Origin of the sequence: Vibrio sp. 10N.286.55.E10 (assembly GCF_002872555.1) — a bacterium.
Classification (GTDB): domain Bacteria; phylum Pseudomonadota; class Gammaproteobacteria; order Enterobacterales; family Vibrionaceae; genus Vibrio; species Vibrio crassostreae.
This window is the reverse complement of the sequence record NZ_MCSD01000008.1, coordinates 73,132-89,563: the sequence shown is the minus strand read 5'-3', so window position 1 is coordinate 89,563 and position 16,432 is coordinate 73,132. Positions and strand designations below refer to the sequence as shown.

Annotated in this window: 16 protein-coding genes and 1 tRNA gene; 11 read left to right on the top strand and 6 right to left on the bottom strand. The window is 44.8% G+C overall.

From position 1 onward, the window contains the following. The first annotated feature begins 10 nt into the window (after positions 1-10). A complete protein-coding gene (gene rnd, locus BCV39_RS06615) occupies positions 11-1,129 on the top strand; it encodes a ribonuclease D (protein WP_102433594.1) in 1,119 nt (372 codons plus the stop codon). 113 nt (positions 1,130-1,242) lie between these two features. On the opposite strand, the gene minE is transcribed toward rnd, so the two are convergent. From minE to minC, 3 genes are read right to left on the bottom strand one after another with little or no spacing between them, the layout of a single operon-like run. Further along, positions 1,243-1,506: a cell division topological specificity factor MinE gene (gene minE / locus BCV39_RS06610; protein WP_004737949.1), complete on the bottom strand. Its 264-nt coding sequence runs from the start codon at positions 1,504-1,506 to the stop codon at positions 1,243-1,245. Between the two features lie 6 nt (positions 1,507-1,512). Beyond that, positions 1,513-2,325 carry a septum site-determining protein MinD gene (gene minD, locus BCV39_RS06605; RefSeq protein ID WP_009848498.1) on the bottom strand — a complete coding sequence of 271 codons (813 nt, stop codon included), beginning with the start codon at positions 2,323-2,325 and terminating at the stop codon, positions 1,513-1,515. Positions 2,326-2,346: 21 nt separating this feature from the next. Beyond that, positions 2,347-3,009 (bottom strand): septum site-determining protein MinC, encoded by a 663-nt coding sequence (gene minC, locus BCV39_RS06600; RefSeq protein ID WP_017629530.1) that lies wholly within the window; start codon positions 3,007-3,009, stop codon positions 2,347-2,349. Positions 3,010-3,229: 220 nt separating this feature from the next. Here minC and BCV39_RS06595 point away from each other — a divergent pair, with 220 nt between their 5' ends. The 5 genes from BCV39_RS06595 (at position 3,230) to BCV39_RS06575 (ending at position 8,988) form a co-directional block, all read left to right on the top strand. After that, positions 3,230-3,520: a YcgL domain-containing protein gene (locus tag BCV39_RS06595; RefSeq protein WP_017062372.1), complete on the top strand. Its 291-nt coding sequence runs from the start codon at positions 3,230-3,232 to the stop codon at positions 3,518-3,520. A 30-nt stretch (positions 3,521-3,550) separates the two neighbouring features. After that, entirely contained in the window at positions 3,551-4,549 is a 999-nt protein-coding gene (locus tag BCV39_RS06590) for a lytic murein transglycosylase (RefSeq protein ID WP_102433616.1), read from the top strand. A gap of 134 nt (positions 4,550-4,683) precedes the next feature. Next, positions 4,684-5,604 (top strand): LysR family transcriptional regulator, encoded by a 921-nt coding sequence (locus BCV39_RS06585; RefSeq protein ID WP_080967320.1) that lies wholly within the window; start codon positions 4,684-4,686, stop codon positions 5,602-5,604. 205 nt (positions 5,605-5,809) lie between these two features. After that, the gene (locus tag BCV39_RS06580) at positions 5,810-7,009 is read left to right on the top strand and encodes a NupC/NupG family nucleoside CNT transporter (protein ID WP_019826134.1); all 1,200 of its coding nucleotides are present in this window, start codon (positions 5,810-5,812) and stop codon (positions 7,007-7,009) included. Positions 7,010-7,173: 164 nt separating this feature from the next. Then, positions 7,174-8,988 carry a sodium:proton antiporter gene (locus BCV39_RS06575; protein ID WP_102433595.1) on the top strand — a complete coding sequence of 605 codons (1,815 nt, stop codon included), beginning with the start codon at positions 7,174-7,176 and terminating at the stop codon, positions 8,986-8,988. 117 nt (positions 8,989-9,105) lie between these two features. On the opposite strand, the gene folD is transcribed toward BCV39_RS06575, so the two are convergent. Further along, complete coding sequence (folD, locus tag BCV39_RS06570) at positions 9,106-9,963, bottom strand: bifunctional methylenetetrahydrofolate dehydrogenase/methenyltetrahydrofolate cyclohydrolase FolD (protein ID WP_017629535.1); 858 nt, start codon at positions 9,961-9,963, stop codon at positions 9,106-9,108. Positions 9,964-10,174: 211 nt separating this feature from the next. On the opposite strand from folD, the gene BCV39_RS06565 reads away from it, so the two are divergent. Next, positions 10,175-10,251, top strand: a tRNA-Arg gene (locus tag BCV39_RS06565). Between the two features lie 270 nt (positions 10,252-10,521). After that, positions 10,522-11,607, top strand: a complete 1,086-nt coding sequence (aroC, locus tag BCV39_RS06560; RefSeq protein WP_004734182.1) for a chorismate synthase — start codon at positions 10,522-10,524, stop codon at positions 11,605-11,607. A gap of 112 nt (positions 11,608-11,719) precedes the next feature. Here the strand turns inward: aroC and BCV39_RS06555 are convergent, their stop codons facing one another. Next, entirely contained in the window at positions 11,720-12,343 is a 624-nt protein-coding gene (locus BCV39_RS06555) for a trimeric intracellular cation channel family protein (RefSeq protein ID WP_004734183.1), read from the bottom strand. 299 nt (positions 12,344-12,642) lie between these two features. Between BCV39_RS06555 and BCV39_RS06550 the strand changes: the two genes are divergently transcribed. From BCV39_RS06550 to BCV39_RS06540, 3 genes are all read left to right on the top strand, one after another. Beyond that, positions 12,643-13,173: an elongation factor P hydroxylase gene (locus BCV39_RS06550; RefSeq protein WP_102433596.1), complete on the top strand. Its 531-nt coding sequence runs from the start codon at positions 12,643-12,645 to the stop codon at positions 13,171-13,173. 9 nt (positions 13,174-13,182) lie between these two features. Next, positions 13,183-13,446, top strand: coding sequence for a YfcL family protein (locus BCV39_RS06545; protein ID WP_017632537.1), 264 nt, complete (start codon positions 13,183-13,185; stop codon positions 13,444-13,446). A 175-nt stretch (positions 13,447-13,621) separates the two neighbouring features. Continuing rightward, the gene (locus tag BCV39_RS06540; RefSeq protein ID WP_102433597.1) at positions 13,622-14,143 is read left to right on the top strand and encodes an NADPH-dependent FMN reductase; all 522 of its coding nucleotides are present in this window, start codon (positions 13,622-13,624) and stop codon (positions 14,141-14,143) included. 120 nt (positions 14,144-14,263) lie between these two features. Here BCV39_RS06540 and mnmC read toward each other — a convergent pair whose 3' ends face one another. After that, on the bottom strand, positions 14,264-16,414 hold the full coding sequence (gene mnmC, locus BCV39_RS06535) for a bifunctional tRNA (5-methylaminomethyl-2-thiouridine)(34)-methyltransferase MnmD/FAD-dependent 5-carboxymethylaminomethyl-2-thiouridine(34) oxidoreductase MnmC (RefSeq protein ID WP_102433598.1): 2,151 nt from the start codon (positions 16,412-16,414) through the stop codon (positions 14,264-14,266). Positions 16,415-16,432: the final 18 nt, after the last annotated feature.

Below are 16,432 nucleotides of genomic sequence, written 5' to 3'. Positions count from 1 at the left end.
GAGAGTTTTTGTGGATTATCAAATCATTACCCAATTGAAAGACCTTGAGCGAGTTTGCCAACAAGCACGTGAAGCCGATGTCGTTATGCTTGATACGGAGTTCGTTCGTACAAGAACCTATTACCCTCAATTAGGCTTGATTCAGTTATTTGATGGTGAAACGCTGTCACTGATTGACCCTATTGCTCTTGGTGAAATGACACCATTTGTTGGATTGTTGAAAGATGCTTCTGTTCTGAAAGTACTGCACGCTTGCGGTGAAGATTTGGAAGTGTTCCAGAACGCATTCGGTTGTACGCCAACTCCAATGGTCGACACACAGATCATGGCGGCTTTCTTGGGTCATGGTTTATCAACAGGCTTTGCTGCTCTGGTTTCAGAGTTTGTCGGTGTCGATCTCGATAAGAGTGAATCTCGCACTGACTGGCTAGCGCGTCCGCTTTCTCAAAAGCAATTGGACTACGCGGCGGCAGATGTGCATTACCTGATGCCAATGTACAACAAGCTTCTTGAAAAAGTGATGGAAGCTGGCTGGTGGGAAGCGGCTCAACAAGAGTCTGATTTACAAGTTGCCAAGCGCATCCGTAAAGTAAACCCAGATACTGCCTACCTTGATATTAAAGGGGCATGGCAGCTTAAACCTAAGCAGCTAGCGATCTTACGACCTCTAGCAACTTGGCGTCTAAAAGAAGCAATCAAGCGCGATTTAGCGCTGAACTTTGTCTTCAAAGAACAAGACCTATGGGCTGTGGCTCGTTTCGCGATGAAAGATCCTAAGCACATGGAGCAAGAAGGTTTTGATTACCGCTCTGTACGCCGCCATGGTGCGAAGATTAGCTCAATCGTTAAGTTGGCGGAACACACGCCTGAAGAAGAGTACCCAGCACCAGTAGAACGTTTAATGGACTTCCCTGGCTACAAGCAACTTTTCAAAGTGCTGAAAGATGAAGTGAAAACAGCATCACAGCACAGCGGTTTGGCTACGGAATTCTTAGCATCTAAGAAGCAACTTAACCAAGTGTTAAGCTGGGTGTGGAAGCACGATCGTAACCCAGAAAAACTGCCTGATGTTATGCAAGGCTGGCGTTTAGATCTGGTTGGCGAAAAGCTGAATAAAGCGATTAAGTAACCTGTTCTTGTTCTAAGAGTTAGCCAGCTACAGATATAAAATGCAGACACAAAAAAGAGAGCCTAGGCTCTCTTTTTTATTTAATCTGCTGACTACTTACAAGATAACGAAGATCACTTATCGTCTTCTGGTAGCTTAACATTCAGCTCTAATACTGAGATGTCGTCATCTTTGTGTTCGAACGTCAGATCAACCATTGATGGATCGACCTCAACGTACTTTGCAATACACTTCAAGATGTCTTCTTTCAGTTGCGGTAAGTACGATGGAGCAGGGTCGTCATGACTGCGGCGCTCAGCAACAATGATCTGCAAACGCTCTTTGGCTAGGTTTGCGGTCGTCTTTTTCTGTGGTCTGAAAAACTCTAGTAATGACATTGCGTATTAGCCCCCGAACAGTCTTTTGAAGATGCCTTTCTTCTGTTCCGTTAAGAAACGGAAGTCCACTTGGCTACCTAGTAGTCGCTCTACAGTATCATTGTAAGCCATACCTGCGTCGGTTGCTTCGTCAAAGATAACTGGAACACCCTTGTTCGATGCATTCAGTACCGCTTGGCTCTCTGGAATCACGCCCAGTAGAGAGATGTGTAGGATCTCTTCAACGTCTTCAACACTTAGCATCTCACCTTGAGTTACGCGTGCTGGGTTGTAGCGAGTCAGTAGAAGGTGTGTTTTCACTGGCTCTAAGCCGTCTTCTGAACGACGAGATTTAGAGTCAAGAATACCTAGAATACGGTCTGAGTCGCGTACAGAAGAGACTTCAGGGTTAGTCGTTACAATCGCTTCATCAGCAAAGTACAACGCCATTAGAGCGCCTTGTTCGATACCCGCAGGAGAATCACAGATGATGAAATCAAAGCCCATTTCATCTAGCTCATCAAATACGCGACGAACACCATCTTTGGTTAGTGCATCTTTATCACGAGTTTGAGAAGCAGGAAGAATGAACAGGTTCTCTGTGCGCTTGTCTTTGATCATCGCTTGGTTCAGCGTAGCTTCACCATTGATAACGTTAACGAAATCGTAAACGACACGACGCTCACAACCCATGATTAAATCTAGGTTACGCAGACCGATATCAAAGTCGATAACTGCGGTTTTCTTCCCTTTTAAAGCCAGACCTGAGGCAATAGCTGCACTAGAGGTCGTTTTGCCTACCCCGCCTTTACCTGACGTTACAACGATAATGCGTGCCATTCTGTTTTCCTTTTATTTCTCTTATATTGCGAGGACGTCAACGTGTAATACATCGTTTGCCATACTGAACATGGTTTTCTTCTGCCAGTACTCGCTTTCAATTTGATCGCTGAGCCAGTAATTTCCCGCAATGGAAACCAGCTCGGCTTGTAAATCATTACAAATTATTTTTGCTTCAGTTTGACCACTTGCACCTGCAATCGCGCGGCCGCGTAATGTGCCATGTATATGGATGCTGCCATCGGCAATCACTTCTGCACCCGCACTCACATGGCTAAGGATCAACAGATCGCCATCTTTCGCATAAACCTGCTGACCAGAACGAATTGGGGTTCGAACCACCTTAATCGGCGCCATCTTAGCCGGTGCTTGCGATGGAGATTTACTTGCCGTCATGACTGCAAAGCCCGCTTCTTTCGCTAGATTTTGCATACGCTTATCAGAACAGCCAGCCACGCCAACCGGGATCATGCCCGCTTGAGAGATACCATTTTTCAGTTGCACAAAATCGATATCGCCTGCGACTTTACTGATGTTGATAACAACAGGCGCGGCGGCGAAAAACGTAGGTGCTTGGTCTACCTTCTCTTGAAGAAAAGACACTGCATTTTCGACTTGATCATCGGATAAGTGCAAAACAGATAGCGTAAAGCTGCTACCTTTTAGATCTGGGTTACTAGACATCGAAAAACTACAGGACCTCAATAGCGAATTGGTACAATTTCTTTATCAATAAAATAAAGGGCATTGCCTGAAACTAGGTTTATCATGTTATATTCCCAAACCAAGCACAGCAAGTAATCTTGTTGTCAAATGGACGTTTTGTTCCCAATATTTCCCTAACATAAACTATTGATCTCGCAAGTGAGAGTTTTGTAGTCATAATCAATTAAAAAGGTTTGTCATGCTGTGTTCTATATATAAAAGCTCAAAGAAAGAAGGAACATACCTTTATATCCCTAAGAAGGATGATTTTTCACAAGTTCCTGACGCATTGATGCAAATGTTTGGTAAACCTAGTTTTGTAATGGTAATTAAAATGGATGGCCGTAAACTGGCTCAAGTGAACATCGAAAAAGTGAAAGAATCACTGAATACCGATGGTTTCTTTTTGCAGGTTCCGCCACCACCAGTTAACGAACTTGAGCTTCATAAAGAGCGTAAAGCTCAACAGAAATCTCAAGACGAAGAGTGATAGCCACCTCAATTCAAGGAGGAGTGATTGTTGAGTAAATTTTCGAAAACCATATTGGCTGTGTCGGCATTACTATTGGGTAATAGCTTGACCATTAGCTCAGTGCACGCTGAAGAATTGAGCTTCGAACAATATGTAGAAAAACTAAAGCAACAAGGCCGTGAAGAAGGCATCTCTGAAACGATCATTGATGAAGCCTTTGATGGTGTAACGTTTAAGCCAAGAGCGGTGAAAGCCGACAAGAATCAACCTGAGAAAAAACTGACTCTGGATGAATACATTCCACGAGCAGTGCCTGATTGGAAAGTGAAGCAAGCCAGATCACTTTATAAGAAGCATTACACAGCGCTAAAGCGTATTGGTGATGAATATGGTGTTCAACCAAGATTCATTGTCGCGCTATGGGGTGTTGAGAGTAACTTTGGTAAGTTCACTGGTAACTACAGTGTTATCGATGCGCTAACGACCATGGCTTACGAAGGACGCAGAGAAGCGTTTTTCCGCAGCGAAGCGATGGCGGCGTTGAAGATTCTTGATCAAGGCCATATTGCACCAAAAGAGATGAAAGGCTCTTGGGCGGGCGCAATGGGTCAGCCTCAATTTATGCCAAGCTCATTCTTAGCATATGCGGCTGATGGTAATGGCGACGGTAAGAAAGACATTTGGGGCACTGAAGAAGACGTATTTGCTTCAGCGGCAAATTATCTCAGCCAATCAGGATGGGATGACAAATATACTTGGGGTCGTCAGGTTCATGTTCCGTCATCTGTGTCGATCGATTTACAAGGTCGAACTGAAGACAAAGCGAAATACTTAAAAGAGTGGTCTGAACTCGGTATTAAGCGTTATGACGATCGCCCACTGCCAACACTTGATGAAGACATTAAAGCTTGGTTAATCATGCCGGATGATGAAACCGGACGTTCGTACCTCATTTATAACAACTACAATGTGTTAATGAAGTGGAATCGTTCTTACTACTTTGCTTTGGCAGTAAGCCACCTAGCCGACAGAATTAAGTTTGATTAATTGGCATAGCTTGCTTTGATAGCATTTGGCCTACCATAGGCAGAACGAACTAAAGGACTCTTCGGAGTCCTTTTTGATTTTATATTTTAGAGATTTGAGAAGGTGGCCTTGTGCTAACAGATAGAGCTGCACAGATGGTGATATTCCATGCGTTAATTAAGCATGAAGGCTTTACCAGTGCTGCAAAGAGCTTAAATGTTTCAGTGTCTCATATCAGCAAGCAAGTCGCTTTGCTTGAAGACTCGATAGGAATCAAGCTGGTGCAAAGGACGACACGAAGCCTCACGCTTACCGAAGCGGGAGACGTGTTCTATCAACACTGTGAGCAGCTGTTTAACACGGTGAAATCAGCTCAGATGGATATGGACAGCCAGCGCGATGATATCTCTGGAATACTGCGCGTCGGTTTGTCGCAGTCATTTGGCACGCTGCATATCATTCCCGCGATCGACCAACTCAGACAGCTTTACCCACAGCTGAGAATCGAGGTTCACTTGTTCGATTATAAGGTGGATATGATTGAAGAGCGTTTGGATCTCTGGATCACCAACAATGAAGACTTGCCTGAAGGTTACATTGCGCAGCGATTAGCCGACAGCCAGTTTGTAGTGGCTGCATCACCGGATTATCTGATTAAGGCCGGGACGCCGCATGTGCCTTCTGATCTGATTGACCACAATTGCCTTATCTATCGCAGCCGAGAGCGAGATTACACATCGTGGGCGTTTGATAACGGGCAAGAAAACCTTAGTGTTAAAGTCGCGGGCGATTACTCAGTCGATTTGGCTGAGGCTGTACGAGACGCAGCAGTATCAGGGTGGGGTGTTGCTTATTTGGCGACTTACTTAGTGAAAGAAGAGTTTAGAACGGGTAAGTTGATTCAAGTATTACCAGAGTGGAGAGCCAGTCAGCTGATGCCATTCTATGCTGTTTACCCAAGCAGAAAGAACATGCCGAAGAAGCTTTCAGCGGTGATTGAGTTCATTAAAGATCATATAGGGTCGCCGACGTATTGGGACAAAAACCTCAAAACTTGTGTTGAACTGCATCGCTAACTGTTTCCTAATCTATAAATATAATTTCCATATGGAAAAAGTACGCTTTTTAATCAAAGTTAATTATTAAAATTCAATAACTTAATTATACTCATAGTTAAACCTTGATTACCCCAACATCACGTTAACAACCTCAGCTTGCCGCAAACGATTTCCTCTATAGAATGCGTCGCCTTTCCTATCTATAACTTTTAGGTTGACGCACATGGCTTCCCTACTTGGAATTATCACTATTTTAGTTGCCGCTTGGTTACTATCTACGGACAGAAAAAATATTCCACTAAGAACAGTCTCTTTGGCTTTCTTATTACAAATCTCATTCGCGCTGTTGGTTCTGTATGTACCAATGGGTAAAGAAGCGTTGAATGCAGCCACAGGTGCGGTATCTAGCTTGATCAACTACGGTCAAGAGGGGATTAACTTTCTATTTGGTGGCCTAACGAATAACGGATTTGTTTTCGCGATTAATGTTCTTGGCATCATTATCTTTTTCTCTGCATTGATTTCAGGTTTGTACCACATTGGCTTTATGCCAAAGGTGATCAACCTTATTGGTGGTGCGCTACAGAAGTTCTTGGGTACAGGTCGTGCAGAATCACTGTCTGCGACTGCCAATATCTTTGTCGGCATGATTGAAGCGCCATTGGTGGTTAAACCTTACCTAAAGCACATGACGGATTCACAACTGTTTGCTGTGATGGTGTGTGGTTTGGCTTCTGTAGCTGGTGGTACGTTAGTGGGTTATGCATCTCTTGGCGTTGACTTAAACTTCCTGATCGCTGCGGCATTCATGTCTGCACCAGCCGGTCTACTGATGGCTAAAATCTTAGTACCTGGCAGCCCAGATGACGCTCAAGAAAATATTGAGTCTGATGTAGAAATTCCACGAGCAACAAACGTAGTTGAGGCAATGGCAGATGGGGCTATGTCTGGACTTCGTATTGCCGTTGCAGTGGGTGCAACACTTCTTGCCTTTATCAGTGTGATTGCAATGCTGAATGGCTTGCTAGGTATTGTTGGTGGCTGGTTTGGCGTAAACCTAAGCTTCGAACTTATCCTAGGTTATGTGTTTGCACCCGTTGCATGGCTAATCGGTGTACCGTGGTCTGAGGCTGTGGTTGCAGGTTCATTGATCGGTAACAAGATTGTCGTGAACGAGTTCGTGGCTTTCATCCAACTAATGGATGCTAAAGAGGCACTGAGTGAGCACTCTCAAGCGATCGTAACTTTTGCTCTATGTGGCTTTGCTAACATCTCTACCATGGCAATTTTGATCGGTGGTTTGGGTAGCTTAGTTCCAGAGCGTCGCTCTTTCATCTCACAATATGGCTTCAAAGCAATTTGTGCGGGTGTGTTTGCTAACTTGATGAGTGCAGCGATTGCTGGTGTTGTACTTTCTCTGTAGCTAACTGATCATGACTTTACTCTCCCTATAGTAAAGTGACTGATTAATCACAATAATATTCGGTTAGCGTGAAAAAGAGAGCCTATAGTGTAAGAACGTAGGCTTTCTTATTTCATTGAATAGTTTGTACCACAGGGTGTGGTGCAAACCTTTTAGGGGCACAAATGGATTTGTCGATTACTTCTTCTTTGGCGTTAATTGGACTTTTGTCTTTAGCTTGTCAGCTGCTCGGTTGGCGTTTACGTCTTCCCGCGATTCTTCCTCTCCTTATCGTCGGCCTATTGTTAGGTCCTGGCTTGAATATCTTAAATCCCGATGCCATTTTTGGTGATGTGTTGTTTCCTATGATTTCATTAGGGGTTGCCATCATCCTGTTTGAAGGGGCATTAACCCTAAATTTTAAAGAAATCAGAGGCCATGGCCGGATGGTGACTCACCTCGTGAGTTTCGGTATGTTGATTACCTGGGCCTGTATCGTGGTGGGTGCTTACTACTTTGTGGACTTTAGTTGGCCGTTAGCCGCATTGTTTGGTGCATTAGTCGTGGTAACTGGCCCAACGGTGATCGTACCCATGCTTCGCAGTATTCAGCCTAAATCTTCTCTAGGCAGTATCTTGCGATGGGAGGGGATAGTGATTGATCCCATTGGCGCTCTGTTTGCTGTTCTGGTTTATGAATACATCGTCTCTTCGGCCGACCCTACAGGACATGTACTTTCAGCTCTGGGACTAACCTTAACCATTGGTTTAGGTTTAGGGATCATCGGTGGCTATTTGATTGCCAAGATGCTGCAAGGGCATTGGGTACCGCACTATTTACGTAATGTGGCTGTATTGACGCTAATGCTCGCTGCGTTCTCTTTCTCGAATGACTTGAGTGAAGAATCGGGTTTATTAACCGTGACCATCATGGGGATCTGGCTTGCCAACGTGAAAGGCTTGGATATCGAAGACATCATCGAATTCAAAGAAACCCTGACCGTATTACTCATTTCAGCGTTGTTTATTCTGTTAGCGAGTAGACTCGATTCAGGAACCTTCCTCTCGATAGGTTGGGGCGGTATTAGTTTATTAGCGGTGGTTATGCTGGTGGCTCGCCCGTTAAGTGTGTGGATCAGCGGGATCGGCACGGATCTTACCTCTGCGGATAAATGGTTTTTGAGCTGGATGGCGCCGCGCGGGATCGTTGCAGCCGCGGTTTCTTCTCTGTTTGCAATCAAGCTTCAAGAAAAACAATTAATAGAAGGCGCAGACCTGCTGGTACCAATGGTGTTCTTGATCATCATCGGTACAGTTGTGATTCAAAGCCTCACCGCGAGTTGGTGGGCAAGAAGGCTAGGTGTGACTCAAGAGAAGGCACAAGGCGTTATCTTCTTTGGTGCGACTCAGTTTTCACGCCAGTTTGCCAAAGTATTGGCGACACACAACATCAATAGTGTGCTTGCCGATACCAACTGGGAAAGCATTCGCTTAGCACGCATGGATAACTTGAATGTCTACTTTGGTAATCCAGCTTCGAGTCACGCTGAAAATAATCTGGAATTGGATGGAGTAGGGCGTGCGATGATCGTCTCGCCTTATCGTCAAACCAACCCATTAGTTAGCATGCACTATCAAGACGAGTTTGGTGAAAATAAGGTGTTTGAGCTTGAGTCATCAGAGAATAAACATGAAAGGCATCAGGTGAACCGCGATGGCAACAGAAGCTTGTTTTCGGAAGGAGTTACCTATTCCAAGCTTAACTCGTTGATGGCTCAGGGTAGCCAAATTAAAAGTACAGGTTTGACCGAGGCATTTGATTTAAACGAGTTTAACGCGCTGTACCCTAAAGCCATTCCTCTTGGGGTGATTACTGGCGGTGATTTCCGTTTAATTACACAAGGATCTGAGTTGGAAAAACTCATATCAACGGAGTGTGAGCTTATTAGTTTATTACCGCCTTCTGAACAGACGGAAAAAGTCGAGAATCCAGATAAGTAGCGAATAGCAGTGCATCAAAAGCGAGTCGCCCTGTTTCAAAACGAATGTCTAAGTATCAAAAAAGCCGCAGCGTTCATCACGTTGCGGCCTTCTAATTTTATTTATATGCGCTGCGGATTACTTCGAGTGAAATTGCTCACAAGCGATCATGGTGTTCTCGATTAGGCTCGCCACCGTCATTGGACCAACACCACCCGGTACAGGCGTGATGAAGCTTGCGCTTTCTTTCGCTACGTCGTATTCAACGTCACCCACTAGTTTGCCAGATTCCAAACGGTTGATACCCACATCGACCACAACAGCGCCTTTCTTGATCCAAGCACCTGGAATGAAGTTTGGCTTACCTACTGCAACTACAACAACGTCTGCTTGACGCACGTGGCCTTCAAGGTCTTTGGTGAAGCGGTGACATGTTGTCGTTGTACAACCTGCTAGAAGGAGCTCTAGCGTCATTGGGCGACCTACGATGTTTGATGCGCCAACGACAACCGCGTGCTTACCACGTAAATCGATGTTGTAACGGTCAAGCAGCGTGATGATGCCTTTTGGCGTACAAGAGCGAAGCTTAGGCATACGCTGAGCCAAACGGCCGACATTGTATGGGTGGAAGCCATCAACGTCTTTTTCTGGCGTGATACGCTCAAGAACGTGAGTGCTATCAATACCAGCAGGTAGAGGCAGTTGAACCAGAATACCGTCGATCTCTGGGTCTTGGTTCAGTTGGTCTACCAGTGTTAACAATTCGTCTTCTGTCGCAGTGGCTGGCAAGTCGTAAGATTTAGACACGAAGCCAACTTCTTCACACGCTTTACGCTTACTTCCAACGTAAACCTGAGAAGCAGGGTCTTCACCCACTAAAACAACCGCTAGGCCCGGAGCGCGTAATCCAGCTTCAGTACGAGCTTTTACACGTGCAGCAACTTCGGAGCGAACCGTTTGAGAAATTAGCTTTCCATCAATATTTTGAGCAGTCATGAATTTCCTTAGTATTGATATTCAAGTTAGTGGCTGATGTTTTTGGCGCATTATTCCAGAAAATCTTTTTGATTACCATCAAGCAAACGTTTGCTTTGTTCTATTTTCCAACACTTATATGTTTGTTGCCCTTTTTTTACTCACTTAGATCAGAATGTTACATAAAGCCGTTGCTTTACTGATTCGAATTCGTATAATTCGTTCCTGTAGCGCGCCCTTAGCTCAGCTGGATAGAGCACCTCCCTTCTAAGGAGGTGGTCGAAGGTTCGAATCCTTCAGGGCGTGCCATTATTTAAAGAAACCCGATAACTCTCCGAGTTGTCGGGTTTTTTGCTTTCTTACCATAATAAAAATACTCTTCTCAAAGCGCCACTCATTTCCCCGCGTTATTCATTTCATTCGGCTCATGTAATAGAAAGTTAAAATTGTTCGTTTTTTGGGGTTTACATCATTTGGTAATAAAGCCACTATGAATTCACGAAGAATAGACAAGTAAAGCTGTTAGCCAGTCGGTTTCGGAATCAAACCTTCTGCTCAATAGCTGATTTAGAGGAAGTAATGGCAGGAAACAGTATCGGACAACATTTCCGCGTGACCACGTTCGGAGAAAGTCACGGTATCGCACTAGGATGTATCGTAGATGGGTGCCCACCAGGATTAGAAATTACCGAAGCAGACCTTCAAAGAGATTTGGATCGTCGTCGCCCTGGTACTTCTCGTTATACAACGGCTCGCCGTGAAGCGGATGAAGTGAAAATCTTATCAGGTGTATTTGAAGGCCAAACTACGGGCACTTCTATTGGTCTATTGATTGAAAATACAGACCAACGCTCTAAAGACTATTCCGAAATTAAAGACAAGTTCCGCCCAGGCCACGCTGACTATACGTACCATCAAAAGTACGGTGTACGTGATTACCGAGGTGGTGGTCGTTCTTCAGCTCGTGAAACTGCAATGCGCGTTGCTGCAGGTGCAATAGCGAAGAAATACCTAAAACAAGAATTTGGTGTTGAAATCCAAGCATACCTTTCTCAAATGGGTGATATCTCAATTGATAAAGTGGATTGGAACGAGATTGAAAACAACGCTTTCTTCTGCCCAGATGCCGACAAAGTACCAGAATTTGATCAACTGATTCGTGACTTGCTAAAAGAAGGCAACTCGATTGGTGCGAAGATTCAAGTGGTTGCGACTAAAGTGCCTGTAGGCCTTGGTGAGCCAATTTTTGATCGTCTAGATGCTGACATTGCTCACGCTCTAATGAGCATCAATGCGGTGAAAGGTGTTGAGATTGGTGATGGCTTTGACGTCGTTAATCAACGCGGTAGTGAACACCGTGATCCATTAACGCCAGAAGGTTTCAGCAGCAACCATGCTGGCGGTATCTTAGGTGGTATTTCTACTGGCCAAGATATTGTTGCAAGCATTGCGCTTAAACCAACATCAAGCATTACCGTTCCTGGTGACACGATCACTAAAGACGGTGAAGCAACGCAACTAATCACTAAAGGTCGTCATGACCCATGTGTAGGTATCCGTGCCGTGCCGATCGCAGAAGCGATGTTAGCGATTGTATTGCTTGATCACTTGCTACGTCACCGTGGTCAAAACTTTGGTGTGACAACTGAAACGCCAAAAATCTAGTTCTGCTTCGTTGTAATCAGAACAGATTTGAAACTGATTTGATAAAAACAAAGAGGGTTGCTTCGTGATGAAGCAACCCTTTTTATATTCTGCGTAATTGAGAATATATCATTTAATGTACCGAGCTTTCAGGATCAAGCTGGAACGAAGGTAAACGCCACTTGAATCGTACAGCTGCCATACGCAGCAAGTAACCAACTACAAGCGTCACAATCGTCGCGGTTACGTCGTTAATGCCAAGTTCAAGCAAACCTAGATATAAACCTGAAGCGACAAGTGCAACAGAGGCATACAGCTCTTCATGCAACACCAATGGTGTTTGACGACAGATAAGGTCGCGCAGTAAACCACCAAAGACACCCGTGACTAGCGCAGACACCATGCAGATCATTGGATGTAGACCCATGGTCATCGCTACTTTAGTACCAATGATACTGAACACGATAAGCCCTAGTGCATCTAAACGAATGAATAGCCCTTTGAGCTTGATAACCCATTTAGCCAGTCCGGTTGTAATAACACCTGCGATACAGGTGATTGCCAGATACTGTGGGTTTTCAACCCAACCTAAAGGGTAATGGCCGAGTAAGATATCTCGTACTGTACCGCCGCCAATTGCCGTTGCACTGGCAACCAACATTACACCAAACCAATCCATTTTTTGTTTGCCAGCACTGAGAGCGCCGGTCATGGCTTCTGCCGTGATGCCAATGATATACAAAACACTTAGTAGCATTGCTGTAGCTCTATAATATAGGTCTATAAATTGGAGTCTTATAGGCCTTTGGGATATAAAAATGAAGCGCGAGTGTAGTAGTAAAAACGCTGATTGACGAATGAATATTTGTACCGTGAATGGGTGTTTCAGATTAGCTAAACTAATCATTCGCCTCAAAGTAGTGTAATCTGGGATCAGCAATCGATTGTCACAGTAAAGTATTGGGGGCAACCTAATGCCATTGCTCGTGATAGGGCTTTACCGAGCGCTTAAAAAAACGCAAAATGCCCCGGTTCTTTTTACTTAAATTTGATTTTATGACGCACCAATACCCAGACATCATCGATATTTTCAATCAAACCTTTTTCGAGAGTTACAATACCAAACTCGAACTGGGTGCAGACGAGCCTATTTACCTGCCAGCCGATGGGGAGGTTCTTCATCACCGTATCGTATTTGCTCGCGGATTTTATGCGTCTGCACTTCACGAGATAGCGCACTGGTGTGTCGCTGGTCCTGAGCGTCGTTTGTTGGAAGATTTTGGCTATTGGTATGAGCCTGATGGTCGAACTGAGTCGGTTCAAGCTGAGTTTGAAAAAGTAGAAATTCGCCCACAAGCGTATGAATGGATCATTGCGATGAGCGCAGGCTTTCCTTTTAATGTCAGCTGTGACAATCTACACGGCGATTTTGAGCCAGATCGTTTGGCCTTTATGAATAAAGTACACAGCGAAGTCATGGGTATCTTTGAAGCTGGTCTTCCGCCTCGCGTAAAAATGCTCTCTGAAGCATTACGCAGCTTCTACGATGTAGAACCTTTATGTACTAGCCAATTTATTGTGAAATAAGAGAATATTATGATTATCGAATTTGAAGAAAAACTACTTGAAGTAATTGATGCTCGCATTGAAAACGCATCAGACGATGAACTGTTTGCTGGTGGTTACTTACGTGGTCATATTTCTCTGTCAGTGGCTTCATGTGAAGAAGAAGGCATTGAAGACGTAGCTGAAGTAAAAGCACGCATCGAGAAGAGCCTAGATGACGCTCGCTCTGAACTAACGCCAGCAGATCGCACCATCGTTAATGACCTTTGGGTTGAACTGCAAAACCAAGCTTAATAGCTAACAATTTATCACTATCCGCTCAGTCCCTTCCTTTCCATTTTGCTGAGCTGTTAATTATTTGAGACTCATTCGAAATTTTTGAATGAGTCCGTTCAATCCTTGTGATGGTTCCATTTTCTGACTACGTTATTCTAATCCCACTTAACGGATTTACAGAAAAGGTCACATCATGAAAGTTATCGCATTCGGCGCAAGCACAAGCTCTACTTCTATCAACAAAACTCTAGCAACTTACGCAGCTAACTTGATTGAAGGTGCTGAAGTTAAAGTTCTAAACATCAACGATTACAACGTTCCTATGTTCAGTGAAGACACTGAAAAAGAGATTGGCCAAGCGGAAGGCGCACAAGCATTCTTACGTGATTTAGCTGAAGCAGATGCGTTTGTTATCTCTTTTTCTGAGCACAACGGCCACTACCCAGCTGCGTACAAAAACCTATTTGATTGGGCGACACGCATTGAGCGCTCTGTGTTTGGCGAGAAGCCGGCGGTTTACCTAGCGACTTCACCTGGCCCAGGCGGTGCACAAACGGTACTTGGCGCAGCAACAGGTTCAGCGCCATACTTTGGCGGAAACGTAAAAGCGTCAGTTTCAGTACCAAGCTTCTACGATAACTTTGATTTTGAGTCTGGTTCTATCAGCAACGAAGAGATTGCTCAGCAGATCAAAGACGCGGTTGCTAAGCTGTAAATACAAGTTAGATCAACACGAACAACAAAAAGCCCGAGGGACATAATGTCGCTCGGGCTTTTTAGCTTTTAGTTTCAGGTATTTCCAATATTTAGATATTCAGAATAGTTGAACTAGAAACTACTGATTTGTTTTTGAGTGCTTATCTGCAACCCAGCCAGCGGTTAATGCTTTACCTTTACGCAGCCTGCGTACCCACATTCTGCTTGGGTGAATCGCTTCAAGCACATCGACAGGTAAGGGAAGCGGATCGCCACAAATTTGTGATGCTAACACTTCAGCCAATAATGGCGCAGAGCTCAAGCCACGTGAGCCTAATCCGATAAAACAGTATAGGTTAGGGAAGCTTGTCACCGTTTCAACATCATCAACCGAGTCACGCTGTGGGTTAAAGTTGTGTAGATCTTGGTACTGATCTTTAATGGCTTCGAAATCGCCCACATTGCCAACAAATGGCAAGTGGTCACGGCTCACGCTACGGATACCTTGGCGCGCTAGGTTGCTACTGGTATCGACATCTTTTGTCCATGCTTGGTCTGGCAGTGACCCATGCAGACGCTCGCCATTATGTTGCTGAACCTCAATATCAAACTCTTGGTCGATGTTGGTTTTGTCGTAGTTTGCGCCAATACAATGGTGTCCATTGTTTGGGTTTTGTGGTGTTAAGTAACCATCAAAGCACAACACGGTTTTTAGTTTACTGAGGTTATCCGTGGTCGGAATGTGGCTCACTTGACCTTTAACCGGTGTCAGTGGTACTGGCTGAGTCTGCTCAAACTGAGTGAACTTGTGGCCGTTCGCAACCACCACTTGGTCATGCTTGGTTTGAATCTCACCTTGTGGTGTCTCAATGATGAGCAACCATTGTTGTTCAGTTTCGAGCCATTCTAGTTGAGTCACTTGATGTTGATAGTGAGTGCTAACTTGGTGGGTCTCTTCTAACTTCCCGATCAGGCCTTGTGTCAGTTGCAGAGGGCTCAACCAACCACCCAGTGGGAAGTAAACGCTCTCTTTATCGACCGGTAGGCCAATCTTTTCATTCGCTTGTTCTGGCGATAAACGCTGAATCAAATCTGTATGGAAATTGCCTTCCAACATGCGGTTGAGCTTTTTAGTGGAGCCTTCGTCCCACATCAAAATGTTCACGCCACACCAACTGTGGTCAAACTGAATAGATTGCGCCGCCTGATTAATGAACTGGCGAGCAAACAGTAAGCCTGGTCCAAACACGCGAGACACGTTCGAGGTGGCTTCGCTTAACAATGGATAAATCGCACCTTGATTGTTGCCTGATGCATTACCCGCTGCTTGTGGGTGCTCACAATAAAGCGTGATGTCTTTACCACGGCGGCTCAGCGTTTTAGCGAGTGCTGCACTAGCAACACCACCACCGATGATAGCGATGTCTTGCGATTCGTTGTGCTGTGATAGGCCATACCAAGGTTTGATGTTGGTGTGAGCATGCTTTTCGCCAAGTCGGCCTGCAATCATTTCTCGCTTGGTGCCAAAACCTTTGACCTTCTTCATTTCAAAGCCAGCTTCAATTAAGCCACGGCGCACAAAGCCAGCCGCGGTGAAAGTCGCGCAACTACAATCTTGCTTGGCGAGCTTGGCCATACCGTTGAATAGGTTTTGATTCCACATCTCTGGGTTCTTGCTCGGAGCAAAACCGTCTAAGAACCAAGCATCAACCAAACCTTCACGTGGGGTTGGTACGTTAGGCATGCAATCTTTAATATCGCCAAACCATAAATCAAGCGTGATTGCACCGTCGCCAAGCACAATGCGGTGACATTCAGGCAGGGCGATAGGGTAGTGTTGTTGGAGTTGCGTCGCATACTCGGCTAATTCTGGCCACGATTGGTGTGCTTTGATGAGATCCTCTTTATTTAAAGGATATTTTTCAAAACTGATGAAATGTAACTCTTTGGTCATCGCTTGTGGGTTATCTTTAAGAAAAGCATCGAACCATTGCCAAACTGCAAGAAAGTTCAAACCTGTGCCAAAGCCGGTTTCTGCAATCACAAAACGGCGTTGTTCATGTTCAAGCCAACGCTCTGGAAGGTGGTTTTGCTTTAAAAAGACGTAGCGAGTTTCTTCTAAACCGTTAACATTGGAGAAGTAAACGTCGTCAAATTGGTCTGAAACTGGCGTGCCAGACTCATTCCATTCCAGTTCTGCATTAGTAATTGAAGTCATAAAATCTATCATTTTGTGATTTGAAGCGATATGTTGGTAGGGATTGTACGAATTTCTAGGAAAGCTGACCACTTTTGTTAGGCTTCTTAG